The sequence below is a fragment of the Gordonia sp. Swx-4 genome (assembly GCF_030316175.1).
In the GTDB taxonomy this organism is placed as follows: Bacteria; Actinomycetota; Actinomycetes; order Mycobacteriales; family Mycobacteriaceae; genus Gordonia; species Gordonia alkanivorans.
Window position 1 is genome coordinate 1,023,539 of sequence record NZ_CP128197.1, and the last position, 24,661, is coordinate 1,048,199.

Sequence of the window (24,661 nt, forward strand, 5' to 3'; positions counted from 1 at the left end):
ACTCGTGGACTGGTCGATGTGCAGCCATCCACAGGCAGTTGGGGTCGTCAATAATTCTTGACAACATCAAGATGTCAACATAACCTGACACCATGCACGCCGACCAGAAGACCGAAACGCCGGACGACGCCCAGGGCGCTGACCTCGCAGGTGATGCCGCGAGCAGCGACCCCGCGAAGGGCCTGGCTGCGGTTCGGGCGCTACGCACACTGGCTGACCGGCTCGAAGAAGTTCAGGTCGCCAACGCTCGGGCCAATGGCTGGAGCTGGCAGGCGATCGCCGAAGTGCTGCAGATCAGCCGGCAGGCCGTGCATCAGAAGCACTCACAACGTGAGGTCCGCGAGGGCGGACCCGAAGGAGTCAAAGATGTTCGAACGAATCACTCGTGATGACAAGATGCTGCTGGCTTTCGCCACGCAGGAGGCCGCCGACCTCGGCCATCGGCAACTCGGCAACGACCACCTCATCCTGGGCATGCTCTGCAACGCCCGGAGTCCGCTGTTCTCGATCCTCGCCGATCAGGGGCTGACCCTGGCATCGGCGCGGGAAGTGGTGCGCAAGTACCACGACGAGCACGCCGACCAGGCCGAGGTGACGGACACCGACGACGAGTCGGCGCGCCGGCGCTACGAGGAGGACCGGGAAGCGCTGCGCAGCATCGGGATCGACCTCGACAAGGTCCGCGAAGCCGTTCGCGGACGATTCGGTGAGGACCTGTCCGACGGCTGGGGCGAACGCCCCGGACGGGGGCCGGGCCGACGAGGAGGCCCCGACGGGGGTCGTGGACGCGGCCGAGGACACGGACGCCGGCACGGGCACGGTCACGGACCGCACCGCGCTCGCGGACCCCGCCCCGATTGCGGGCCAGAAGGTTTCGACCCGCGCTTCGGCCCCGAGGGTGCCGGCGGCTTCGGACCCGGACCGTTCGGTCCCGGTGGACCCTTCGGCCCCGGCGGCGAGGGACCCTGGGAACCGGGTCGTGGCCGTCGTGGTCCGCGCGGGCGGGGTAACCGCCCTCGGTTCGCGTCGGCCACCCGTGCGGTGTTCGCCCGGGCGGTCGAGATCGCCCGCGAACGCGGCGACCGCCAGCTCCGCGGCGAGTACCTGCTGCTCGGCATCATCGACGCCGCCGACGAGGCTTCGCGGACGCTGATCGAATCGGCCACCACCGCAGATGAACTCAAGGCCGCCGTGTGGGCGAGCCTGCCCGAGGTCGACGCGGAGGTCTGATTCCCGATACGAAGAAGCCCGCCCCGGAGCAGATCCGGAGCGGGCTTCTTCGCCGGCAGACTATGAGGTCAGTGCCAACGCCACCGCGGTGACGACCGCCCACGCCAGCATCGCCTTGCCGGTCGTCCCGATCGACGGGATCAGCGCCGGACCCTGCGCCCCGGTGCGGACCGGCGTGTACGCCTGCCACAGCAGTGGGAACGTCAACAGCCCGACGAGCGCCCACGGGGTCGCGAAGGCCAGCGCCACGCTCATCACGAGCGGGGCCATCAGCAGGACGGCGAAGAGGATTCGGGTGCGGGGGTCGCCCAACCGGACGGCGAGGGTGATCTTGCCGCTCTCGGTGTCGGAGGGGATGTCGCGCAGGTTGTTGACGACCAGCACGCTGCAGGAGACCGCGCCGACACCCACCGCGCAGGCGAGGCCGACCAGGTCGACGCGGTCCGACGTCACGAACTGGGTTCCGAGCACCGCGACCAGACCGAAGAACACGAACACCGCGACCTCGCCCCAGCCCGCATAGCCGTACGGCCGCTTACCGCCCGTGTAGAACCAGGCACCCGCGATGCACACCGCACCCACCACGACCAGCCACCAGGCCGTTGCGATCGCCAGCACGAGACCGCACACCGCCCCGATGCCGAAGCAGATGAACGCCGCGGCCTTCACCGAACCCGGGGACGCCAGACCTGAGCCGACGAGGCGCAACGGACCGACACGGTCGTCGTCGGTGCCGCGCACTCCGTCGGAGTAGTCGTTCGCGAAGTTCACGCCGATGATGAACGCCATCGCCACGGCCAGCGCGAGCCCGGCCTTCCACCACGAGATCCCTCCCCATCCCGAGGTGCCGTGGAGCGCCGCTCCGACGCCGGCCACGACGGGCGCCACGGCATTGGGGAGAGTCCGCGGGCGTGCGCCCTGAATCCACTGCGATGCGGTTGCCACGGATCGATCCTGCCACGCCGCCGGATCGCCGCCGACCACCCCATCAGATGTCGCGCATCGTTGCGACGCGCGACACGACACGCGACATCTGTCTTCGGCCGTCCACGGCCGGAACCGCACCGACCTGCGGATACGTCTGATGAGAGTGCGTACTCCACCGAAACTGCGGGCCGTTGCCCTCGAACACGACGGTGTCATCACCGCCGGCGAGGCACGCGATCACGGACTGGATCGCTCGGCGGTGCACCGTCGGGTGGCCGCCGGCGAATGGGTCCGTGTCCGACCCCGGCTGTACCGACTCGCCGACCACCCTGTGACCGACCGCACCACCACCCGGATCGCGACGCTGTCCGTCGGTCCCTCGGCGATCCTGTCGGGACTGGCGGCGGCATGGTGGCATGGCATCGTCGACGACCCGCCCGCGACGATCACCGTCACCGCTCCCCGCGGACGGCACGGTCCACCGGTCAAGGGGGTGCGCATCATCAACCGGTCCCTCGACGACGCGGATATCCTCGTCCGAGGAGACCTGCGGGTCACCGGAATTGCGCTGTCGGCGCTCGAAGGGGCGGTCGAACAGGGGGCCGGGGTGATCGACTCGGCGCTGCAACAGCGTCGGATCACCGTCGATCGACTGGAGGAGGCCTACCGACGTCGGTACCGCTGTGTCGGAGCCGCCGAGATGGGACCGATGGTCGAATTGCTGGAGTCCGGCGCACGATCGGCCGCGGAGCGGCTCGCGGTGACGATCCTCGACGACGCGGGGATCGTCGGCTGGGTCGCCAACCATCCCAGTTGCGGGTACGAGATCGATCTCGCGTTCCTCGAGCAGATGGTGGCGGTGGAGCTCGACGGCTTCGCGTTCCACCGGGACGCCGGGACGTTTCAGAACGACCGCACCCGACGGAACGCGCTGATCGCGGCCGGCTGGACTGTTCTGAACTTCACCTGGAGTGACCTGACGGAACGGGCCGGCTACGTCGCGTCGACCATCCGTCAGGCGATCAGCGTCGCGGCTTGACCGCAGTTGTCGCGAAAGGTGTTGCGGCCCGACACGATCCGCGACACCTACGAAGAGAAGCGACGCCGCAACTCGCGCCGGTCGGGTTTACCCGGGCCGCGCAGCGGCAGCTCGTCGACCTCGATGACCTCGCGCGGCGCCGCAAACCGGCCGAGTCGTTCGGCGACCGAACCACGAATCCGGTTGGCGTCGAGGAGCTCTCCGCGCCGTGCGACGACCACCGCGACGACCTTTTCGCCGAGACGGTCGTCGGGGAGCCCGACGACGACGCATTCGGCGACCGACGGGTCCTCGGCGATCACGGCCTCGACCACCTGCGGCACGACGGTGAGTCCGCCGGTGGAGATCGCCTCGTCGGCGCGCCCGACGATCGACAGGACACCGGCGTCGAGGCGACCGAGGTCGTCGGTGCGGAACCAACCGGACTCGGCGAAGGCGGGATGATCCGGCAGATTCCGGTAGCCGTGGGCGACCATGGGGCCGCCGAGGATGACGCGACCGACACCGTCGGGCGACGGCTCGTCGATGCGGATGGAGACGCCGTCGAGCGGGATGCCGTCGTAGACACAACCGCCTGCGGTCTCACTCATCCCGTAGGTGCGGACGATGGGGAGTCCCTCGTCGCCGGCCCGGCGCAACAGGGGAGCGGGGGTCGCCGCACCGCCGACGAGCAGGCCGTCGGCGGAGCGCAGCGCGGCGGTAGCCCGTGGTGAGTCGAGGACCTTGATCAGCTGCGTCGGCACGAGTGAGGTGTAGCGACGGGGCCCGTCCAGCCGGTCGAGCGCATCGGCGAACGCGTCGGCGTCGAAGCCCACAGCCAGGTCGAGGACGGCGGGTGTGTGTCCGGAGGCGAAGGCCCGCAGCAGGACCTGCAGTCCGGCGATGTGATGCGGGGCGAGGGCCAGGAGCCAGTTGCCCGGGCCGCCGAGGCGGTTCGCGGTCGCCCGCGCCGACGCGGCCAGCGTCGCCGGGGTGTGCTGAGCCCCTTTGGGGATGCCGGTCGACCCGGACGTGGAGACCACGAGCGAGACCTCGTCGGCGATCGGCTCACCCACCGCCAGCGCCTCGGTCAGAAGCGCTGTCTCGCGGGCGTCGTCGGGGGTGGGGACGATCGCGACCGAACCGTCGAGCACCGCCAGCAGCTCGTCGCGTCGGTCCACGACCTCCGGCCGAGAGGGAAGGGCAAGAGCGCGAAGAGTTCTCAGGACTCAGCCCCGATTCGCGTCGGGTCCGTCGAACGGCCAGCCCGACGATTCCAGGTGACGGCGCACGCGGGCGATGTCGTCCTCGTGCGGTAGCTCGCGGGTGACCTTGGTGATCGCGACAGCCGCGTCGATCTGGGAGATCGGCTCGGGAGGTGGCGGCGACTGACGAATCAGCCGCGACGACACCTCCTGCACCTCGTCTTCACTGAGCTGACGGCGCAGGAGGGCGACGAGTGGAATGTAGTCGCCCTGGGGTACGCCGTCGGGATATCCGGTGCGAAGCCATTCGATGATGCGGTAGAGCAACTGTGGGCGGTCCACTCCTCACCCCCTTTCTTCGACGGGACGCAGGTGCGTCGGGCGCGTTGCGGTGACGCGGATGCGTACCCACTCAGCGTGATTGTAGGTTTCGGCGCCACGCGGTCGGTCCTCGGTGTCTGCGGAGCGCGATGTCAGGCTCGGCTGGACACCAGCGGCCAGCCGACGGCGGCGAGACGTCCGGCGACCTGGTTGACCTCTTCGGGCGTCGGGGGTTCGCTGGTGACCCGCTTGATGGCGTCGCTGATCTGGTTCTCGGTCACCGGTTCCCGGGGGCCGTACTCCTTGACCAGTTGCAGTGCGACGGCAGTGACCTGCTCATCGGTCAGCACACGCGTGAGGAGCGCCATCAGGGGCGGGAAGTCGGTGCGCGAGACACCTTGGGGATAGCCCTTGCGAATCCAGTTGATCACCGATTCGAAGAGCGGGGTTTCACTGCTCATGATTGATCGCGTCTCCGGCTCTTGCACATCTGGAACAGCTGTTTACCCGGGTGGGGTCACTTGTAACCAAACGGGAACAGCTTGATGCCGGTGTGGAAGTAGAGGGTCTGCCGGGTGATCCACAGCAGCGCGGTGAGGATGACGAGTGCGACGACGGCGAAGATCGCGTAGCTCAATACGCGCATCGCCGGGTTGCCCTTGATGACCGAACCGTCGATGACCTCGTCGGAACCCTGCTCGTGGACCCGGAGGCCGACCGCGAACAGTGCCGGGAGGCCGGCGCCGAAGATCAGGCCGACGACCAGCACCTTGGCGATCGCCTCGACGATGTCCATCTCAGCAGGGTCCTCTCGTGTGCTCGTGTTGTGGTCGGCCCGTGACGATCAGGCGGACCGGGCGGTGGTGTCCGGGGTGGCCCCGGGATCGGTCGGCAGCACCGAGCCGGTGGTCTCGTCCCAGTCGTCGTTGACGTTGCCCGCGTCGACCTTGTTCTGCTGCGCGCGCCGGTACATGTAGGCCGACGCCGCGATGAGGAGGCCGAAGATCGCCGCTGCGCCCGCGACGTCGCCGAGCAGGTGGGCGATGTAGAACGATGCCGCGCCGACGAGTCCGGCCGCGGGCAGGGTGGTGAGCCACGCCACGGCCATCCGGCCGGCGACAGCCCAGCGGACCTGTGCGCCGCGTTTGCCGACGCCGGAGCCGAGGATCGAACCGGTGGCGACCTGCGTGGTGGACAGCGCCATCCCGGCTGCGCTGGAGGTCAGGATGATCGCCGCGGATGAGGCCTCGGCGGCCATGCCCTGCGGGGAACTGATCTCCACCAGGCCTTTTCCGAGGGTGCGGATGATGCGCCAGCCGCCGAGGTAGGTGCCGATCGCGATGGCGACGGCACAGCTCGCGACGACCCACAGGGGGAGTCCGTGGCTGACGCTCGAGGCGTCGAGATGGCCGGTGACGATCAGGGCCATCGCGATGACGCCCATGGTCTTCTGCGCGTCACCGGTGCCGTGGGCGAGCGAGACCAGTGAGGCGCTGGCGATCTGGCCGTATCGGAAACCCTGTTCCTTGCGGCTCTCGGCGAGGTGACGGGTGATCGTGAAGACGAGCCAGGTTCCGCAAGCGGCGACGAGGCAGGCGATCACCGGGGCGAGCAACGCGGGCACGATGATCTTGCCGAACACCCCGTGCCAGTTCACGCCGGAGAGCCCGATGGCGGCGATCCCGGAACCGATGAGGCCGCCGAACAGGGCGTGCGAGGAACTCGACGGCAGGCCGAAGAGCCAGGTGAAGAGGTTCCAGAGGATGCCGCCGATGAGTCCGGCGAAGATGATCAGCAGCGCGGTCGTCGGGGTGATGCCGGCGACGATCTCGCCGGCGTCGGGGCCGGAGGTCTGCTGGATGTTGAGGACTTCTTTGGTGATGGTGGCGGCGACCTCGACCGAGAGGAAGGCGCCGACGAGGTTGAGGATGGCGGAGAGTCCGACGGCGACTTTCGGTTTCAGGGCGCCGGTGGCGATCGAGGTGGCCATGGCGTTGCCGGTGTCGTGGAAGCCGTTGGTGAAATCGAAGCCGAGGGCCGTGATCACCAACAGCACCAGGATCAGCATTTCGCCGCTCATATTTTCATCATGAGGGCTGGGCATCGAAATTCCTAAACGTCTCGGCACGGTTTCGTGGGGATTCGTTGTCTCCTCGGCGTGTCGCGCTTGTTGTCGCAGTTCAGCACCGGTGTGTCGTCCGTCGCTCTCCGGGGCGAACGAACGCTCGGCCGGGCATGGTGGAACCGGCGGTCGCTGTGGAAGAATCCGACGCCATGACATCGATGAAGCTGGGCATGCCGATCAACTACGCGGGCGACTTCCGCGAGACCATCAACAATCTCGCCGACTTCGAGGCTGCGGGTGTGGAGCGGATCGCGGTGCCGGAGGCCTACAGCTTCGACGCGGTCTCCCAGCTCGGCTTCATCGCCGCGAAGACCGAGAAGATGGAACTGCAGACGGCGATCCTGCCCATGTACTCGCGCACCCCGACCAATCTCGCGATGACCGCGGCCGGCCTCGACTACATCAGTGGCGGCCGCGCGGTGCTCGGCATCGGGGCGTCGGGACCGCAGGTCATCGAGGGCTTCCACGGCGTGAAGTACGACTACCCGCTGGGCCGCGCGCGCGAGCACGCGGAGATCTGTCGCATGGTGTGGCGCCGCGAGAAGCTGAACTACCAGGGCAAGCACTACACCCTGCCGCTCGACGAGGAGCACGGCGGTTCGGGACTCGGTAAGTCGCTCAAGATCATCAACCATCCGGTCCGTGAGAACATCCCGCTGCTGTTGGCCGCCATCGGGCCGAAAAACATCGAGCTGGCCGCGGAGATGTTCGACGAGCTCCAGCCGATCCTGTTCCACCCGGAGCAGATCGACGCCGCATTCGGCGAGTCCCTGGCCGCAGGCAGGGCCAAGCGCGACCCGTCGCTGGGCGAGCTCGGCATCGTCGTGCAGGCCACCGCGCGGGTCTCCGATGACCCGGAGCAGATCAACAACGCCAAGGAACTCGTCCGCCACCACGCCGCGCTCTACATCGGCGGCATGGGTGCCCGCGGCAAGAACTTCTACAACCAGCTCGCCATCCGGTACGGCTACGTCGACGAGGCGAAGCTCATCCAGGACCTCTACCTCGACGGCAAGAAGGTCGAGGCCGCCGCGGCCGTCCCCGAGGAGCTGGTGAACGCCATGTCGCTCATCGGTTCCAAGTCTCAGGTCGCCGAGCGCGTCGCCGCGTTCCGTGCGGCCGGGGTCACCTGCATCCTGGCCTCGCCGACCGCGCCCAGGCACAAGGAACGGGTCGCCGAGGTCGAGGCGTTGCGCGACGTCTTCGGCGGCTGACCCCGCCCGGCCGGTCCTCGGCGGTCGCGGAACCTCTCAGTCAGAACACCCCAGTACGGCGGCCTTCGCGAGGCCGCCGTACTGGTATGTGTACACCGCACCCCAGAGCACCGGGTTGGGGCTGTAGTCGCGCGGGAGCGCGTGCATGACGACGTCGCCGCCGAAACACTGACCGAAGATGAACCGCGCCCGCACCAGGTGGTAACTCCAGCTGACGACTATGACGTCCTGCCAGTCGTGGCGTCGCGCCATCTCCTGGACGAACATCGCCTCGCCGCGCGTCGTGGAGGGTTTCGGTTCGAAACAGGTGACCGTGATCTCCGGGGTGCTCGCCGAACACACCCGCGGCATCATCGAATCCTGTTCGGTGTAGGGCCGATAGGGGTCGGAGATCAGTACGTGGTCGGCGTAACCCCTGCGCGCCAACTGGATTCCGTAGTCCTCGCGGCCGTCGTGTTCGCCGCCCAGGACGACGATGGCGTCGGCCTTGCGAAGCGGGTCGTCGTGGACACGCGTGAACAGCTGGTAGCCGAGCACGCCGCCGACGGCCACGGCGACGAGGACTGTGCAGAGCAGCACCCGGATCAGACGTTTCACCGCAGTGATCGCAACCTGTCGTCGACGACGGCCCGACCGGCGGCGGACCCGGGCTGTCGCAGTGGCTCGCGGGTTCCCGAATTCCGCAGGGCCACAACGAGGAACACCAGCATCAGCGACAGATCGGTCACCGAGACGGGGATGGACACCGTGCTGAAGTCGAGTTGCATCCCGAGCACGAAGAAGGCGATGAAGCACCCGCCGTACAGGGCGACCTCCGGACGGGACGAACGCAGGCAGCGATAGGCGAGGTAACAGGCGTAGATCATGATCGCGGTGAAGACGATTCCCACGATCAGCCCGCCGCGGTACACCGAGAGCAGCGGTGCGTTGGCGACGTAGTTGATGGTGAACGCCTTCTCGGGATCCTTGAATTCGGCGATGCCCCAACCGTGTCCGAACAACCAGTGTCCGCTCATCTTCTCCGGGAACTCGCGCAGGGCGTCGGTGCGTGCGGCGGAGCCGGTGTCGCCGTCACCGAAGGAGGAGAAGATCCGTCGCCGGGACGCCGGGATCGCCGACAGCAGAGCCATTCCGCCGACCAGCGTGCCGACGAGCGCAGCCCGGCCCCGTGCCGACATGGTGTGGAAGGCGAGCATCAGCAGCAGGGCCAGCACGACGGAGAAGATCGCCGCGCGGCTCAGGGTCAACGCGACCGCTGCGAACAGGACCGCCGCGATCATCGAGCGACGGTATCCGTCGAACACCAGCAGGCTGATCATGAGTGCCGCCAGGAAACCGATCCCCGCGGCGTTCGGGTCGATGTAGGTGCCCGACAGACGAGCCGTCACCGACGCCCCGTCGAAGACGAACCGGCCCGCCGACGACGCGTCATAACCGAAGGGGGACAGAAGATCAAAGGTCCGGGCGGACTTGTCGACCGTCTGCATCGCGAGGCCCACCGCGGCCGAGGCGGCCGATGCGACCACGAAGACCTGTCCGAACGTCCGCAACTGGTCGGCGCGCAACCGCAGCAGCGCGACGACGAGGAGGATCGCGCCCGACCACTTCACGTACTCGACGATGTCGTCGATGCTCTGCAGGGTCGCCACCACGGACAGTCCGGCGACGCCGACGAAGGCGATGAGTGCGTACTCGAGCGGGGTGAAGGTCGTCACGTCGCGCGGGTGGATCACGGTGGCGAGCAGGACCGCCATGGTGAGAGTGAAGATCAATGGTACGGGCGTACCGGGAACGTAACCTGCGGGAAGCAGGGCGACGATCACCGCGAGTGCCCACAACAACCACGTCGGATGCTGCAGTCCTATATATGATCCCGCGATCAGGGCGATTCCCAGAAATGCCGCGGTCGCGACGGACTCGCCGGCGAGAAGGCAGCCGAAGGTGCCGGCCGCCACCACGGCCACGATCGCGAGTGAACGCACAATCCCCACGCGGGAATCATTACATGAACCATCGGCGGGTATCGGGGTGAGGTCTCCGTCGGGAAACAGTCGTGGCACAACGAGTTCGAGATCACAGCGCTCGAAGCGCGCGAGTGGCCGACTGTGGCTAGAGTTAGCGCGTCGGGGAAAGACACAGGTTTCGAAAACTTCGCCGTGGAAATGTTTCAGAGACATTTCCACGGCTGGTTATTCGGCTCTCGGTCCTGCTCCGCCATCGTCGGGAGGAGTAGGTTTCATGCCATTCAATGAGTATGTCCGTATTGTGGTCCGCTATTGGTGGGCCATCGTGGCGAGTGTTCTCGTCGGCGGGCTGGCCGGGTTCGGCTATGGCATGTACTTCACATCCGTCGACTACGTGTCGTCGGCTCGGCTCTTCGTCACCGCCGAGGGCGGCACATCGGTGGGTGAGTCCTACCAGAACAATCTCTTCGCCGAGGGGCGAGTCAACTCGTACGCGCAGATAGCGACGAGTGAGCAGGTCGCCACCCGTGCCTCGGAAGCACTGGAGGGGGCCATCAGCCCCGCTGACCTGCGGTCGAAGACGACGGCGCTGCCCGTCGAGGACACCGTGATCCTGACCGTCTCCGTGTCCGGACCGAGTCCGCAACGAGCGCAGTCCTATGCGGCCGCGGTCGCCCAGCAGACCGTCGAGGTCGTGCAGGAACTCGAGACGTCACGGCGCGGCGGGACATCGGCGGCATCGGCAGTGCTCTACGACGAGCCCGGGCTCCCGTCGACGGCGGGCCGGCCGTGGATGTTGTGGACCGCGATCGGTGTAGGCGCCGGACTCGTCGTCGGCGTCGTGATCGCGCTGCTGCTCGGCTGGCGGCGTCGCGGAACCGTTGTCGACGAGGTGACCGCCGTCGACTCGACGCATCATCCCGTGCTCGCGGTGCTGTCGCCGCAGACCATCCCGATCGAGACGCTCGGGATCGACGATTCCGCCGTCCGGGACGCGGACGCCCTTCGCGGACTGCACAATCTGATCCGCTTCCTCGGCGGCCGGCGTGACGAACAGGCCCGCGCACCGCGGGTCATCGGGTTCACCGGCGTCGGATCGGATGCGGGTGCCGGCGACGTCGCGGCACGCTTCGCCTCGACCGTGGCCGCCACGGGGAACACCGTTCTCCTCGTCGACGGCGACCTGTCGGGCGGCGGGATCACCGCCGGAACAGAGCTGTCCGCGGATCACGGACTGTCCACCGTGCTCAGCAGCAGCACCGGCAGCGTCGACCCTTACGTCGAACAGGGTGGGCTGACCATTCTTCCCGCCGGGCCCGTCGCTCCGGAAGCTGTTGTGCGCGTGAGCAGTCCGGTCCTGGGTACCGTGCTCGACGACCTGCGTGAGCGTTTCGACTACATCGTGATCGCCTGTCCCCGCATGGGTTCGACCTCTGATTCGATCGTCTACTCGGCCTTGTCCGATGCGATGGTCGTCGTGGTGCGCAGCGGGTCCGCAACCCGAAAAGCCCTGCGCGACAGCGTCGCGGCGATCGAACTCGTCGGAGCGGTGATCGGTACGGTACTCGTCAGCGGCAAGCCTGGGCGGGCGAAGGCGCCGGATGCGACCGACACCGATGAGCCCGGCGCCGAAACCGTCGATGCCGAACCCGGTTCGGAGAGTGTGACCCAGACGATCCGCACCACGATCGATCATGCTTCACGTAACGGCTCCGGCTCGGCTGCCGCGGCGGGGGTCCCGTCGGACGGGCGGGGTCGTTGACGCGGGCGTCGAACCGGAGGCGGTTCGCCGCCGTCGTCGCCGCGATGACGACGGCCCTCGTGGTGAGTGGTTGTGGTGCAGCAGGGTTCACGGATGATCCGTCCCTGAACTCGGCGATCCCGCTCGCCATCCAGTCGCCGCCCGATCTGGTCACTCCCTATCCGGAACCGATTGTCCGGGGCGCCGCGGACACCGGAGGACCCGGCGCGGTACTCGCGGTCGCCGACCCGCCACGCGGCCCGATCCCGGTGATCACCGAACTGGGTGCGATCGTCAAACGAGTCGAGTACCGGTCGACGTCGGGACTGGACCGGTCGCCGACGGTCGTGTCGGGGATCGTCGTCACCCCGAAAGGCGAACCGCCGCCGGGCGGTTGGACGACGATCGCCTTCGGTCACGGCACCACCGGCGTCCTCGACGACTGCGGTCCTTCGGAATACGTCAACCTCATCGGCAGTGACGAGATCATCGCGGCTCTGGTGCTGAACGGTTTCGCCGTCGCGATGAGCGACTACGAGGGCCTCGGCATGCGGGACGTCGACCATCCGTTCCTCGACGCTCGCACGTACGGCTACAACATGATCGACGCGGTACGTGCCGCCCGCGGAGTGTTCCCGGGGCTGGGCAGGAAATGGATCTCCTACGGCGTCTCCCTGGGCGGGATGGCGTCCTGGGCGGCGGGTGAGCTCGCGCCGACATACGGCGGTGGTCTCGACCTGCTGGGCACCGTCGCACTGGTGCCGGTGTCGGACATGACCGGCCTGGTCGAACGCGCCGAGAAGGGCACGCTCACCGCCGATCAGGTCCCGATGATGGCCTACCTGATCGATTCACTCGCACGCGTGCTGCCCGACGAGTTCGACCGCGACGACTACCGCTCGGAGTTCCTGCGGAAGAACTGGTCCGAGGTACTCCGCTGCATCCCGATCGACGTCCAGCAGACCCAGCGGGTGCTGAACTCCATCGGTGTCGAGGATGTCGCACCGCACACCCCGGAGGCGGCGGCACGACTCCGCGACCACCTCGCCGCCACATCGCTCCCGGTGGGCAGGGCCACTGCGCCGATGCTCATCATGTACGGCACCGAGGACCCACTCATCGCCGCTCCGTGGACCGAACGGGCGATCCGCCGGTCCTGCACCGCCGGGTCGCCCATCCAGGCCATGCGCCGGATCGGGGAGACCCATGCCCAGCTCGACTCCGGGCAATCGGTGGCCTGGATGAAGTCCCTGGAGTCCGGGTGGAAGCCGCCGCAGAACTGCGGGGACCGCCCATGAGGTCACCGTCGACCCGCCGACCGGCGGACTACCTGGCGATCGTGCGCCGCAACCTCGTCGTGCTCGTGGCGTCGGTGATCGCAGCCGCCGCCGTCGGGGCCGGTGCGTACGCGCTGATTCCGAAAACCTATGAGGCGCACTCGAGCGCACTGATCATCGCGCCGGGGCCGGCCAGCGTCGGCGCCGAACGCGCCAGCGACCTCGCCGGTCAGCTGCGGTCGGCGTCGTATGTGCAGCTCGCGGTGTCCGATCAGGTGCTGGCACGGGTGGCCCGGGCGGATGCCGCCGGGGTCCTCGGCGACGCCGTCACACCGGAGGATCTCCGCGCGCGGCTGACCGTCACCTCGCCCCTCGACAACGCCGTACTCGACGTCGTGGCCACGGGTCCGACGGGGGAGTCCGCCGCACACCTCGCCGGTGCGGTGGTCGACGTCCTGCGGGTGCTGGTGACCGAACTCGAGTGGAGCGACGGCCCGGTCGCGGGTCCGTTGCACGAGATCGACGTGATCGACGTCGCCTCGGTGCCGGATTCACCTGTGCTGCCAGAGTTCTGGGGAACGATCACGACCGCTGTGCTCCTCGGCCTGCTGGTGGGCCTGGTGCTCGTGATCGGCGTCGAGGTCGCGCGTGACCGGGTCGTGGATCCGCGGGAGGCGCGGGTCCCGCGTACGTCGCGGCCGTCATCCCGCCGTCATGACGCACATCGGGGTGCCCCTCTCGAGGGCGCAATCGGAGGGGGAGCGTGATGGGGAGACGATTGAGCGGGCGCATCAGGATGACGTCGGTACTGCTGGCCGCGGCGATCGCCGTCGCCGGCTGTTCATCGGACGCCGGCGAACAAGCCACCCCGACGACCGGTGCGGGGGGCGTCGAGTATCGCGTCAACACCGACGGAGCCGGGCCCGGCGCGTTGCGGGCAGCCGAGACGATGCCGTTGCTCGACCGCCGGGTACGGGCGAATTCGCAACTGGCGCTGCGTGTCAGGTACGTGTCGACCGACGGTCGGACCGGTGCGGAGACGGAGACCTGGGGAGCGTTCTTCGCGCCCAAGGGTCCGGCGCCGGAAGGCGGACGGCCGGTCATCGTCCTCCCGCACGGCACGAGCGGTGTACTCGGCGAATGCGGGGTCACGCTCAAGTCCGATCTGGGTGACCTGGCGGTCACCGCCGCGAGCTGGCTACAGCTGGGCTACGTCGTCGCAGTCCCGGACTATCAGGGCCTCGGCGATCCGGACGAGCAGCGTCCGACCCATCCGTACCTGGATGCGCGCACCTCCGGACGCAACGTGATCGACGCGGTCCGGGCGGCCCGATATCTCGTGCCGGAGACCGGGACCCGGTGGGGAGCCCTGGGTGGCTCACAGGGCGGGCAGGCGGCGTGGGCTGCCAACGCGCTGGCCGAGACGTACGGCAGCGAACTCGATCTCGTGGGTGTCGCCGCGCTGTCGCCGGCCGCCGACGTCGCCGGGCTCGCCGACCTCGCGGCCTCCGGCACCATGACCGTCGACCAGTACGGGCTGTACAACTGGCTGCTGCTTGCACTGAACGCCGAGAACCCGGAGCTGGACCTGCGCCGGTTCGCCGGCCCTGAGGTCGTCGCGTCCTGGGATGAGCTGTCGCAGTGTTCGGCGTCCCGTGGGGCACGGCGAGCCGAGGTGCTCGAGTCGCTGAGCGCGGACGAACTCCGACCGACATCGCCCGAGGCCGTGACCGAGCTGCGGGACCTGTTGCGCGAACGCGCCGTTCCCGACCTGCCGGCAGCGGCGCCGACCATCGTGATCTACGGCGGCAAGGACGAGCTGATCCGGTCCGAGTGGACCGCGGCGGCGGTGCGGCGCAGTTGTGCCCGTGGCGATGTCGTCCACACCCAGTTCCAACCGGCGGCCGACCACGGCGGCGTCGACGGCCGCCAGGTGGTGGGTTGGCTGACCGCCCGATTCGACGACGAACCGAGCTACAACCGATGCGCAGAGATCGAGAGAGCCGGATGACCGAGAACCTGGAACGGCGGGGAGTCCCCGCCGGTGATGTCCCCGCACCCGCGACGACGCCGACCGTCGGTCGCATCCGAGGACTCGACGGTCCGCGCGGCATCGCGTGCTGGGCGGTGCTGATCGTCCATGTCGCCGTGCAGAATTCACCGGACACGATGGCGAGTGGTGGCCTCCAGCTGTTCGGGCAGGCACTGATCTTCTTCTTCGCGCTGTCCGGGTTCCTGCTCTACCTGCCGTACGTGAAGGGCCTGGTTAGCGGCCGGCAGTCCCCGCCGGACGTCCGCTCCTATGCGACGCATCGTCTGCTGCGGGTGTTCCCCGCGTACCTGCTGATCTTCCTCATCACCAACTACGTTCTCCAGGCTTGTTTCGTCGTGAACGAGTTCGTCGCGAGTGAGACCGGCAAGGACACCGGGACCGGGATGATCACCGACCCGGCCATGCTCCTGACCAACCTGACCCTGACGCAGACCTACTTCCCGCAGTACCTGCAGACAGGCATCAGCCCATCGTGGTCGCTGACACTGGAATTCGGCTTCTACCTGTCGTTGCCGCTGTTCGGGATGGCCATGTGGTGGCTACGGCGGCGGTTCGGAACGCATGCCGCGATCCTCGTGGTGACACCACCGGCGATCCTGATCGTGGTCGGGACGATCGGCAAGATGGTCGCGGGCCGGGTCGCCGAGGCCCAGGGCATCACCGCGGTGACCGAGCAGAACTGGGGACCCAACGCCGTCGCCGTCATCCTGCGGAGTTTCTTCGCAGCCGCCGACAACTTCGCGTTCGGCATGCTCGCCGTCGCGGCGTTCGTCGCGGTCGGTACCGGCCACATCTCGGTGCGGGGCGCCCGGCGTCTGCGTATCGCATCGGCGGTGGCGCTCGTACCGTCGTTGCTGATCATGCTGGTGCTGATCGCGGCCGGCTCGTCGTATCAGTCGACCTTCACGGCGCTGTCGTCTGCGCTGTTCATCCTGATCATCGTGCTGCCGCTGGCCGCAGGCCAGGAGGGCAGGCTCGCCACCGTCCTGGACTGGAAGCCGCTCGACTACAGCGGACGGATCTCGCTGAGCATCTACCTCTGGCATTTCCCGCTGATGATCGTGATCGGCAGACTCGGACTGCTGCAGGGTGATTCGGTGACGGGTCTCATCGTCAACGTCCTGCTCGTCGGCGCGGTCAGCCTCGTGTTCGCGAGCATCACCTATCGATACATCGAGCAGCCCGCGATGGTGGTGGCCAGGAGGATGCGCCGGCGATGATCGGCCTCGTCCGCCGACATCCCCTCCTCGTCGCGATACCGCTCGCGCTGGTGACGCACACGGTCATGCTGGTCGTGGTGACCTCGGGTATCCGTCTCGTCAACGTGGTCCGGGACCCCGCGGACGGACCGGTGCCGTTCGCGATCGTCGAGGGCCCCGGGAAGGTGGTGTCGGCCGAATACACCGACTCGCTGCCGATCTCGGCACGTCTCGACGACGTCCGCGCGATCCGGGTGACGTACTGGTCCACGGATGCGAACTCGGGAGAACCCACCGTCGTCAGTGGACTGGTGGTCACCGGTCCGGAACCCGACGCCGGTCAGACCCGGCCGGTAGTGGCGTTCGCGCACGGCACCACCGGCATCGACGAACCGTGCGCACCCTCCGTCGCCGCCGGGATGTACGGTCTCGGCGAACTCGCACATGGGCTCGTCAAAGCGGGTTTCGTGGTGGCGCTGCCCGACTACCAGGGCCTGGGAAGTCCCGGGGTGCACCCGTATCTCGACGCCCGGACCGCGGGTATGAACGTGATCGATTCCGTCCGGGCACTGCGGGCGGTGTTGCCCTACGCCTCCGAGAAGTGGGTCGCCTACGGCGGATCGCAGGGTGGCGGAGCGGTTCTGGCCGCCGCGATGGCGGCACCCGAGTACGGCCGAGGTCTGGCGATGCTCGGTGCGGCCGCGATGGTCCCGGCCGCGGACATCGCCGGTGTGGTCGAGAAGTCCCGGGACGGCACGATCACCGGTGACCAGCAGCTCATGCTGCAGTGGATCGTCGAGGCGTGGTCTCGTCGCGACCCGGCGGTACGGCTCGACGACTACCGGCGAGGGGCGGCGGTGGCGGCGTGGGACACGTTGTCCGCCTGTACGGGACCGGCAGTCGCCGGCCGGGCGCAGGCGGCCGAGTCGCTGGCGCCGCGCGACATCGGACCCGGCACGCCGGAGTCCGCGTACAGGTTGTCGGAGATCCTCGCCGGATATGCCGTGCCGGTGGCCCCGACACCGGTGCCGATGTACGTCCTCTACGGCGGCCGGGACACGTTCATCGACGCGGAATGGACCGCGGCGTTCGTCGAACGGGCCTGTGAGGTCGGTGATTCGGTGACCGTCGACTACCAAGAGGACCGCGGGCACCCAGATGTGGACGCGGCCGCATTGCTGCCATGGATCTCGGCCCGCTTCGCCGGGGAACCGGCAGCGTCGACCTGCTCGGAGAGGTGAACGTCATGCACGAACCCACGACGGGGCAGTCGATCTCGGAGTCCGACCTGCGAATCCACGGGGACGCACCGGCCAGGGCCCAGCGGATCATCCGCGCGAAAGACGCGGTCAAACGTCTACTCGCCGCGGGGACCGTGGTCGAACCGGCCGATCACTACTCGGTGGTCGCGGTTCTCGGGCAGTCGAATGCGCATGGTGCCGGAATGTCCGGGGTCGGTGCGCTTCCCGGCCAGCCGGATCGGCGGGTCCACCAGTGGCCGGGATGCGGCCGGCGGCGCGGGCGGATACTGCAGGCCGAGGACCCACTGCTCCACGAGATCCCCGGTGCCGGGGCCGGATTCGCGACGACGTTCGGTTCCCTGCTGGCCGACTACACCGGTGAGGCAGTGCTGCTGGTCCCGTCGGCTCGCGGCGACACGTCTTTCCATCAGAAGAACGGCTACAGCTGGGATCCGGCGAACCGCACTGCGCGCGTCAATCTGTACGACCTCGCCGTACGGCAGATCGGCAATGCCCTCGCGGCTGCCAGCACCGGCTCCCGGCTCGCCGCGATCCTGTGGCACCAGGGCGAGAGTGACGTCCCGCTGACGCCGCCCGACGTCTACCGGGATCGCCTGGACGCGCTGATCACCGGTCTCCGAGACAATTTCGGTGAGGTACCGTTCATCCTCGGCCAGATGGTGCCCGAGGAGATCGCGACCGGACACCCGAAGTATCCGGGCATCGCCGCGGTGCACGCCACCACACCCGACCGGCACTCGGCGTGCGCACACGTGTCGGGACCGGACGGCATGCACAACCCAGGGGAGACGATCCACTACAACTCCGCCGGGCAGCGCGAGTTCGGACGCGCGATGTTCGAGGCCTATCGGGATCTCGCCGGCCCTTCCCGCAGCGAGTGATCGCCACTTCGGTCTCGGAATCACATGGTGGAGCGCGTGATTCCGGTCCGAAGTGGCGATCCTGCCGGGACGCGGGACGCGGGATGCGGGGGCGCCCGGGGCTCAGTAGGCGCCGTCCTTCGCAACCACTGCTCGGGCGGTGCGCCACAGGATCGTCAGATCCTGCATGATGGTCCAGTTCTCGACGTAGGACAGGTCCAGCCGGACCGACTCCTCCCAGGAGAGGTCGGATCGTCCGGAGACCTGCCACAGCCCGGTCATGCCGGGTTTGACGAGCATCCGCCGTGCGACCCGGCCGTCGTACTTCTCCACCTCCTCGGGCAGCGGCGGGCGCGGCCCGACCAGACTCATCTGCCCGGTCAGGACGTTGAAGAGCTGAGGGAGTTCGTCGAGGCTGTAGGCGCGGATCACCTTGCCGACCCGGGTGACCCGCGGATCGTCGTGAACCTTGAACAGCAGTCCCGCGCCGTCGTCGCGGTCGCCGAGACCGCCGCGCATCCGGTCGGCGCCGGTGACCATGGACCGGAACTTCCACATGCGGAACTTCTTGTTCCCCAGTCCGACCCGGTCGGCGCGATAGAAGACCGGGAACCCGGAGTCGACGACCACCGCGACGCCGACGATCAGGAAGACAGGGGACAGTGCGAGAAGGAGAAGCGCTGCGCCGCACCGATCGAGAGCGGACTTGCGGAACCGGGTCGCTGCTTCGTAGCGCGGGTGATCGATGTGCAGCAGTGGCAACCCGGCCACCGGCCGCAGCATCATCCGCGGGCCGGTGACGTCTGTGACGCCGGGCGCGACGACCATGTCGACGTCGAGTCCGTGCAGGTTCCAGGACAGGTCCTGCATCGCCTGATGCCCGAGGGCATCGGCCGAGGTGACGGCCACCGTGGTCGCACCCGACGCCCCGACGGCGGCGAGGACGTCGTCGAAATCTCCGAGGACCGGGACCGCCGCGCCGTCGACGTCGATCTCCGCGTGGGTGCCACGATGCCCGGGCGGCAGGCAGGCGCCGACGACCTGGTACCCGAGCGGGGCCGCGGCCGCCAGGCGCCGAACGGTCGGCCGGACCGACTCGACACCGCCGACCATCAGCACCGACTCACGATGCCTGCCGGAGATCCTCGCCCGTGCGAGGAGCCGCCGGAAGACGTTCCGGCCCAGCAACAAGGTGATGGTCCCCATCGGGAGGGCGAGCGCCAGGTACCCCCGCGCGATGTTCAGTCCGCCGAGGAGGTCGACGATGGCCAGTCCGCCGAAGACCGCGAAGCATGCGGTGACGACCCGGCTGTACTCCTGGGGGCCGGAGCCGAAGATCCGCCGGTCGTAGGTCTGGAAGGCGGCGAGGGCGGCCATCCAGACGACGATCAGTGCCGCGGACACGAGGATCGACGGGATGTGGACCGCGGCGGCCGAATGGAGAGAACCGCTGGGGCCGAACCGGAGCCGCTGGGCCAGGGCCACCGAGGCGACCACGACGACCAGATCGGTGCACCAGAGAGCTCTGGTGTACCGCGGAACCCATGATCGCGATCGTGATTGCCTACGGCGCACGGCGATCAGGCGTCGTGATCCGCCCGGGAACCCCGGCCCCGAATCCGCCGGGATCGTGTCGCGAGCCGAGGTCATGCGATTGCCGCCCGCCGGGATTCGTCCGCGCCCACAAGAGCGAGGTCGTGCCGGACCATTGCTTCGACCACTTCCGCGAACCTGGTCGTCGGCCGCCAGCCGAACTCGTCGCCGATCTTGCGGGGATCACCCACCAGGTCGACGCCATCCGCCGGACGCACGAAGGACGGATCGGTGGTCACGAGGTGTTCCCACGACGAGATCCCGGCCACCTCGAAAGCGGTCGCGACAAACTCTCCGACGCTGTGGGATTCGCCGGTCGCGACGACGTAGTCGTCGTTCGCCCGGTTCTCGGCGAGGGCGATCATGGCGGACACGTAGTCCCCTGCCCACCCCCAGTCGCGACGCGCGTCGAGGTTGCCCAACACAAGTGGTTCGGTGCTCCCGGCCGCAATCGCGGCCACCCCGGCGGTGATCTTCCGGGTGACGAAACGGGTGGAGCGCAACGGGGATTCGTGCGGGTAGAGGATGGCGTTGGCCACCTCCAGTCCTTTCGATCTCGCAACCCCGGCCATGGTGTGGCCGTACGCCTTCGCCGCTCCGTAGGGCGACGCCGGGGCGATCGGCGTGGTCTCGTTCTGGGGGGTGGTCGTCGAACCGGCGAAGATCTCGGCGCTGGAGGCGTTCACGACGTGGACGCGCTGCCCCAGGTCGTCGAGCGCCGACGCCGCCTCGAGTATCGCGACGGTCGACATCGCGGTCACCCGGGCGGTGGTCAGCGGATCATGCCAGCTCTCCGACACCGAGGACACGGCGCCGAGGTGGAAGATGTGATCGGGGGCGTGGTCGGTGATCACGCGGCGCGTCGATTCCGGGTCGGCGAGGTCGACCGGGCTCATCACCACGTCGCCACCGGACGCACGACCCACCGCGCGGCCCGGTCGTACCAAGGCGACGACATCCCAACCCCTCGTGACCAATTCCTCGATCAGCAGGTGCCCGTCCTGCCCGTTCGCGCCGGTGACAAGGGCACGTGGCGGGGTCATGCGACCTTGCCGGCCAGCTTCTTCGATTCGATGTCGAGATCTGCCTCGACCATCATCGTGATCAGCTCGGTGAAGCCGACCTCGGGCTTCCAGCCGAGGAGTTCACGGGCCTTGGTGCTGTCGCCGATGAGGAGATCGACCTCGGCAGGGCGGAAGAAGCGGGGGTCGATGCGGACGAGATGCTCCCAGTCGTCGATGCCCACGACCTTGAACGCCACGTCGAGCAACTCACGGATGGAGTGTGTCTCGCCGGTGGAGATGACGTAGTCGTCGGCGATGTCCTGTTGCAGCATCATCCACATGGCGCGGACGTAGTCGCCGGCAAAGCCCCAGTCGCGCTGTGCATCCAGGTTTCCCAGTGCGATCGAATCGTCGGTGCCGAGTGCGATGCGGGCGACGGCCTGGGTGACCTTGCGGGTCACGAACTCCGGGCCCCGACGCGGCGACTCGTGATTGAACAGGATTCCGGAGCTGGCGTGCATGCCGTAGGACTCGCGGTAGTTGATGGTCATGTAGTGGCCGAAGACCTTGCTCACACCGTACGGCGAACGCGGCCAGAGCAGTGTCGACTCGCGCTGGGGGACCTCCTGCACCTTGCCGAACATCTCGGAGCTCGACGCCTGGTAGTAGCGGATGTCCTTGCCGGTCGTATCCTGGTGCAGACGAACCGCTTCGAGCATGTTCAGTACGCCCGTACCGGTCACATCGCTCGTCAGTCGGGCATTCTGCCACGAGTAGGCGACGAACGAGACGGCGCCGAGGTTGTAGACCTCATCCGGATTCGCATAGGTCATGGCCCGCATCAAGCTCGACAGATCGAGCAGGTTCCCGCTGACGATGTCGACGTACGGATGCGATTCGGCAAGGCGCGCGGCCTTCGGGTTGTTCTGTCCCCGAACGAGTCCCACGACCCGGTAACCCTTCGAATGCAGGAGCTCGGCGAGGTAGAGGCCGTCCTGTCCGGTGATACCGGTGATCAATGCAGATTTCATCGACAATTCTCCCAGTGCGAGGCGAACGACATCCGTGTCTTTTCACCGACTTTCGAACACGCACTGATTCCCCGACCAGATGCATGTAAAAGCTGCGAGCACAGCCTCGTCCGGAACCCGCCACCCATGTGGGTCCCCGAACTTGGCGGTACTCTCTGCGCCATGAGAATACGATCATCCCGGCATTTCTGCCTATCGAGAACCCATTTCCTCTCTGCCTTTGTGGTGAGCATCTCTCTGTTGCTCGGCCTCGGGATCGGTGGAAGTGTCCCCGGATCCGCGAGCTCCGCCCCCGCCGCCCCGGGCTGGTTGGGTTCCGGGAGCGCTGCCGGCCCCACCGAGGCGGCGGTCCCCGTCACCACGGCCGGGTTCGGCTTCGCCGGCGGCTCAGGACTGTTGTGGCTCAACGATGCCGACCTCGGCCGCGAACTCGACGCGGTGAAGCGGACCAAGGCGACCTGGCTGCGGGTCACGGTCGACTGGAACTCGATCGAGGCGGCCAAGAACTCGTACAACTGGTCCACCCCGGACCGGATCATCAATGCGGCGCGTGCCCGCGGGCTCAAGGTCCTCGCCAATGTGGTGTCGTCGCCGCCCTGGTCCCGGCCGGCCGGAACCTTCTTCACCGCCCCGCCGACGAACAATTCCGACCTGAGTTCCTTCTTGAAGAAGTTCATCGCGCGGTACGGAAGCAAGGTCACGAACTACCAGATCTGGAATGAGCCGAATCTGCCCATCTTCTTCGGGTGGACGGTCGACGCCGCCCGGTACACCTCCCTCCTGAAGGCCGCCTACAGCACCATCAAGTCGGCGCAGTGGGGTTCCACCGTCATCGCTGCAGGTCTGGCGCGTTCCGGCGGCTGGAACTCGCCGCCGAACTTCGTCACCGCCATGTACAACGCCGGCGCCAAGGGCAGCTTCGACGCGCTCGCGATGCACCCGTACGTCTTCCCCGGCGGCCTGTACGCCAACCCGGAGAACGCCGTCACCGACATCCCGGCGGTGCGCAACCTGATGATCGCGCGCGGGGACGGCGCGAAGAAGATCTGGTTCACCGAACTCGGCGCTCCCACCGGCACGGCGGACGACGCGGTCTCGGAATGGGAACAGGCCAAACAGATCACGGATGTGAAGGGCTTCGCCGTCTCGGCGGGATTCGTGGGCCCGACGTTCATCTACAGCATCCGGGACACCGGTACCAATCTGGCCGATCGCGAACAGAATTTCGGTGCCATCTACAAGCACGACTGGACTCCGAAGTACGCGGCAAGCGTCCTGGGAGCGGTCTGACACCGCCACTGTCCGTGGCACATTCTCACGCCCGTTCCGCGACGGCAAGCTCACATATCGCGAGCACGCCGCGCGGAGCGGGCGTTTCCACATTACGATCTCCTTTCGAGCGGACATCGGGGTCCGCGCGAGTGCGTGCACTCGCCATTCACGAGAATTCTTCTCGAAATTCGTCGGGGGAGAAGTGGTTCTTTGGTGCACATGATGGATGCTGGGCTCGTCGTGGAGAAAATGCCGAGAGTGGCGATCGCCCACGACTATCTGACCCAGCGGGGCGGGGCGGAAAAGGTCGTCCTGTCCCTCAGTAAGGCGTTTCCGGACGCCCCTATCTACACGCTCTTGTACGAGCCGGATCAGACTTATGAGGAGTTCCGGGACAAGACGATCATCACCTCGCCGGTGAATCGTGTTGCGGCACTGCGTACCGATCACCGGTCGGCCCTGCCGGTGCTGCCGTTCGCGGCCTCGCGGATGCGCATCGACGCCGACATCGTGGTGGTGAGTTCGAGTGGCTGGGCGCACGGCTTCGACACCTCCGGGTACAAGCTCGTCTACTGCTACTCGCCGGCGCGCTGGCTCTATCAGACCGATGTCTATCTCGGTGAGTCCTCCAGTGCCGTCAAGAAACTCGCGATCCGCCTGCTCGGGCCGGTACTTCGTCGCTGGGACCGGGCGGCCGCGCGGGAGTGCGACCGCTACCTCGCGATCTCGAGGGCGGTCCGCGACCGCATCGAGGCGGCGTACGGCCTCGATTCGACGGTGGTCTCGGCGCCGGTGCTCCCGCCCCTCGCGCCGTCGGGGTTAGCGGATGCGCCCGCCGGCATTCCGGTACGCCCGTTCCATCTGTGTGTCTCACGCCTGCTGGCGTACAAGAACGTCGACGCGGTGATCGACGCCTTCCGTGGTACGGACGATCATCTGGTGGTCGTGGGTCGCGGGCCCGAGGCGGAGCGGTTGCGCGCAACCAAGCCCGAGAACGTGACCATGCTGAGCGACCTCACCGACGCCGAGATGGGCTGGTTGTACGACAACTGCACCGCAGTGGTCGCGGCCAGCTACGAGGACTACGGACTGACCCCACTGGAGGGCGGCATGCGGGGCAAGCCGTGCGCCGTACTGCGCTGGGGTGGTTTCCTCGACACCATCGCCGAAGGCGTCAACGGAGTGTTCTTCGACGCACCCGACCCGGTGAGCATCCGGGCCGCCGTCGCCGAGATCGCCACGCGCGACTGGGATGCCGAACAGATCAAGGCGCACGTCGCCCACTTCGGCGAGGAGACATTCATCAAGGAGATCAAGAACCTCGTGTCCGAGGCAGTGGTCGCGAGAGGAGCGGAGCGAACGTGA

Annotated in this window: 24 protein-coding genes; 13 read left to right on the forward strand and 11 right to left on the reverse strand. The window is 67.7% G+C overall.

Going from position 1 to position 24,661, the window contains the following annotated elements; translation table 11 throughout:
• Positions 1–92: 92 nt before the first annotated feature.
• Together PWF70_RS04710 and PWF70_RS04715 are read left to right on the forward strand one after the other, a co-directional pair.
• Entirely contained in the window at positions 93–389 is a 297-nt protein-coding gene (locus tag PWF70_RS04710) for a helix-turn-helix domain-containing protein (protein WP_035753315.1), read from the forward strand.
• A complete protein-coding gene (locus tag PWF70_RS04715; RefSeq protein WP_035753313.1) occupies positions 367–1,230 on the forward strand; it encodes a Clp protease N-terminal domain-containing protein in 864 nt (287 codons plus the stop codon). The genes PWF70_RS04710 and PWF70_RS04715 overlap by 23 nt, the downstream gene beginning before the upstream one ends.
• 60 nt (positions 1,231–1,290) lie before the next feature.
• Here the strand turns inward: PWF70_RS04715 and PWF70_RS04720 are convergent, their stop codons facing one another.
• Entirely contained in the window at positions 1,291–2,175 is an 885-nt protein-coding gene (locus tag PWF70_RS04720; protein WP_035753438.1) for a 1,4-dihydroxy-2-naphthoate polyprenyltransferase, read from the reverse strand.
• Positions 2,176–2,320: 145 nt separating this feature from the next.
• Between PWF70_RS04720 and PWF70_RS04725 the strand changes: the two genes are divergently transcribed.
• Positions 2,321–3,196, forward strand: a complete 876-nt coding sequence (locus PWF70_RS04725; protein ID WP_035753311.1) for a type IV toxin-antitoxin system AbiEi family antitoxin domain-containing protein — start codon at positions 2,321–2,323, stop codon at positions 3,194–3,196.
• A gap of 47 nt (positions 3,197–3,243) precedes the next feature.
• Here the strand turns inward: PWF70_RS04725 and menE are convergent, their stop codons facing one another.
• From menE to PWF70_RS04750, 5 genes are all read right to left on the reverse strand, one after another.
• On the reverse strand, positions 3,244–4,356 hold the full coding sequence (gene menE, locus PWF70_RS04730) for an o-succinylbenzoate--CoA ligase (protein WP_042375524.1): 1,113 nt from the start codon (positions 4,354–4,356) through the stop codon (positions 3,244–3,246).
• A 48-nt stretch (positions 4,357–4,404) separates the two neighbouring features.
• A complete protein-coding gene (locus PWF70_RS04735; protein ID WP_035753310.1) occupies positions 4,405–4,722 on the reverse strand; it encodes a DUF3349 domain-containing protein in 318 nt (105 codons plus the stop codon).
• 131 nt (positions 4,723–4,853) lie between these two features.
• The gene (locus PWF70_RS04740; protein ID WP_006358587.1) at positions 4,854–5,162 is read right to left on the reverse strand and encodes a DUF3349 domain-containing protein; all 309 of its coding nucleotides are present in this window, start codon (positions 5,160–5,162) and stop codon (positions 4,854–4,856) included.
• Between the two features lie 56 nt (positions 5,163–5,218).
• Complete coding sequence (locus tag PWF70_RS04745; protein WP_006358588.1) at positions 5,219–5,497, reverse strand: hypothetical protein; 279 nt, start codon at positions 5,495–5,497, stop codon at positions 5,219–5,221.
• 48 nt (positions 5,498–5,545) lie between these two features.
• Entirely contained in the window at positions 5,546–6,781 is a 1,236-nt protein-coding gene (locus PWF70_RS04750; protein WP_196813041.1) for an inorganic phosphate transporter, read from the reverse strand.
• Between the two features lie 194 nt (positions 6,782–6,975).
• Between PWF70_RS04750 and PWF70_RS04755 the strand changes: the two genes are divergently transcribed.
• Positions 6,976–8,040: an LLM class F420-dependent oxidoreductase gene (locus tag PWF70_RS04755; RefSeq protein WP_035753434.1), complete on the forward strand. Its 1,065-nt coding sequence runs from the start codon at positions 6,976–6,978 to the stop codon at positions 8,038–8,040.
• 36 nt (positions 8,041–8,076) lie between these two features.
• On the opposite strand, the gene PWF70_RS04760 is transcribed toward PWF70_RS04755, so the two are convergent.
• Both PWF70_RS04760 and PWF70_RS04765 read right to left on the reverse strand, forming a co-directional pair.
• Complete coding sequence (locus tag PWF70_RS04760; RefSeq protein WP_006358591.1) at positions 8,077–8,637, reverse strand: YdcF family protein; 561 nt, start codon at positions 8,635–8,637, stop codon at positions 8,077–8,079.
• Entirely contained in the window at positions 8,634–10,031 is a 1,398-nt protein-coding gene (locus tag PWF70_RS04765) for an O-antigen ligase family protein (protein ID WP_006358592.1), read from the reverse strand. Before PWF70_RS04765 ends, PWF70_RS04760 begins: the two co-directional genes overlap by 4 nt.
• A 247-nt stretch (positions 10,032–10,278) precedes the next feature.
• Between PWF70_RS04765 and PWF70_RS04770 the strand changes: the two genes are divergently transcribed.
• From PWF70_RS04770 to PWF70_RS04800, 7 genes are read left to right on the forward strand one after another with little or no spacing between them, the layout of a single operon-like run.
• On the forward strand, positions 10,279–11,766 hold the full coding sequence (locus PWF70_RS04770) for a tyrosine-protein kinase domain-containing protein (RefSeq protein WP_035753307.1): 1,488 nt from the start codon (positions 10,279–10,281) through the stop codon (positions 11,764–11,766).
• Complete coding sequence (locus PWF70_RS04775; RefSeq protein ID WP_035753305.1) at positions 11,763–13,043, forward strand: lipase family protein; 1,281 nt, start codon at positions 11,763–11,765, stop codon at positions 13,041–13,043. Before PWF70_RS04770 ends, PWF70_RS04775 begins: the two co-directional genes overlap by 4 nt.
• Positions 13,040–13,789, forward strand: a complete 750-nt coding sequence (locus PWF70_RS04780; RefSeq protein ID WP_006358595.1) for a YveK family protein — start codon at positions 13,040–13,042, stop codon at positions 13,787–13,789. The genes PWF70_RS04775 and PWF70_RS04780 overlap by 4 nt, the downstream gene beginning before the upstream one ends.
• Before the next feature lie 29 nt (positions 13,790–13,818).
• A complete protein-coding gene (locus tag PWF70_RS04785) occupies positions 13,819–15,033 on the forward strand; it encodes an alpha/beta hydrolase (RefSeq protein WP_035753302.1) in 1,215 nt (404 codons plus the stop codon).
• Positions 15,030–16,295: an acyltransferase family protein gene (locus PWF70_RS04790; RefSeq protein ID WP_006358597.1), complete on the forward strand. Its 1,266-nt coding sequence runs from the start codon at positions 15,030–15,032 to the stop codon at positions 16,293–16,295. Before PWF70_RS04785 ends, PWF70_RS04790 begins: the two co-directional genes overlap by 4 nt.
• A complete protein-coding gene (locus PWF70_RS04795) occupies positions 16,292–17,515 on the forward strand; it encodes a lipase family protein (RefSeq protein WP_006358598.1) in 1,224 nt (407 codons plus the stop codon). The genes PWF70_RS04790 and PWF70_RS04795 overlap by 4 nt, the downstream gene beginning before the upstream one ends.
• 5 nt (positions 17,516–17,520) lie before the next feature.
• Complete coding sequence (locus PWF70_RS04800) at positions 17,521–18,417, forward strand: sialate O-acetylesterase (RefSeq protein WP_006358599.1); 897 nt, start codon at positions 17,521–17,523, stop codon at positions 18,415–18,417.
• Positions 18,418–18,519: 102 nt separating this feature from the next.
• Here the strand turns inward: PWF70_RS04800 and PWF70_RS04805 are convergent, their stop codons facing one another.
• Genes PWF70_RS04805 through PWF70_RS04815 form a run of 3 tightly spaced genes read right to left on the reverse strand, consistent with a single transcriptional unit; the run spans position 18,520 to position 22,024 of the window.
• Positions 18,520–20,046 carry a sugar transferase gene (locus tag PWF70_RS04805; protein WP_042375519.1) on the reverse strand — a complete coding sequence of 509 codons (1,527 nt, stop codon included), beginning with the start codon at positions 20,044–20,046 and terminating at the stop codon, positions 18,520–18,522.
• Positions 20,043–21,032: a GDP-mannose 4,6-dehydratase gene (locus tag PWF70_RS04810; protein ID WP_006358601.1), complete on the reverse strand. Its 990-nt coding sequence runs from the start codon at positions 21,030–21,032 to the stop codon at positions 20,043–20,045. The genes PWF70_RS04805 and PWF70_RS04810 overlap by 4 nt, the downstream gene beginning before the upstream one ends.
• Positions 21,029–22,024: a GDP-mannose 4,6-dehydratase gene (locus PWF70_RS04815; protein WP_006358602.1), complete on the reverse strand. Its 996-nt coding sequence runs from the start codon at positions 22,022–22,024 to the stop codon at positions 21,029–21,031. The genes PWF70_RS04810 and PWF70_RS04815 overlap by 4 nt, the downstream gene beginning before the upstream one ends.
• Before the next feature lie 222 nt (positions 22,025–22,246).
• Between PWF70_RS04815 and PWF70_RS04820 the strand changes: the two genes are divergently transcribed.
• Together PWF70_RS04820 and PWF70_RS04825 are read left to right on the forward strand one after the other, a co-directional pair.
• A complete protein-coding gene (locus PWF70_RS04820) occupies positions 22,247–23,314 on the forward strand; it encodes a cellulase family glycosylhydrolase (RefSeq protein ID WP_006358603.1) in 1,068 nt (355 codons plus the stop codon).
• 231 nt (positions 23,315–23,545) lie between these two features.
• On the forward strand, positions 23,546–24,661 hold the full coding sequence (locus PWF70_RS04825) for a glycosyltransferase (protein ID WP_042375517.1): 1,116 nt from the start codon (positions 23,546–23,548) through the stop codon (positions 24,659–24,661).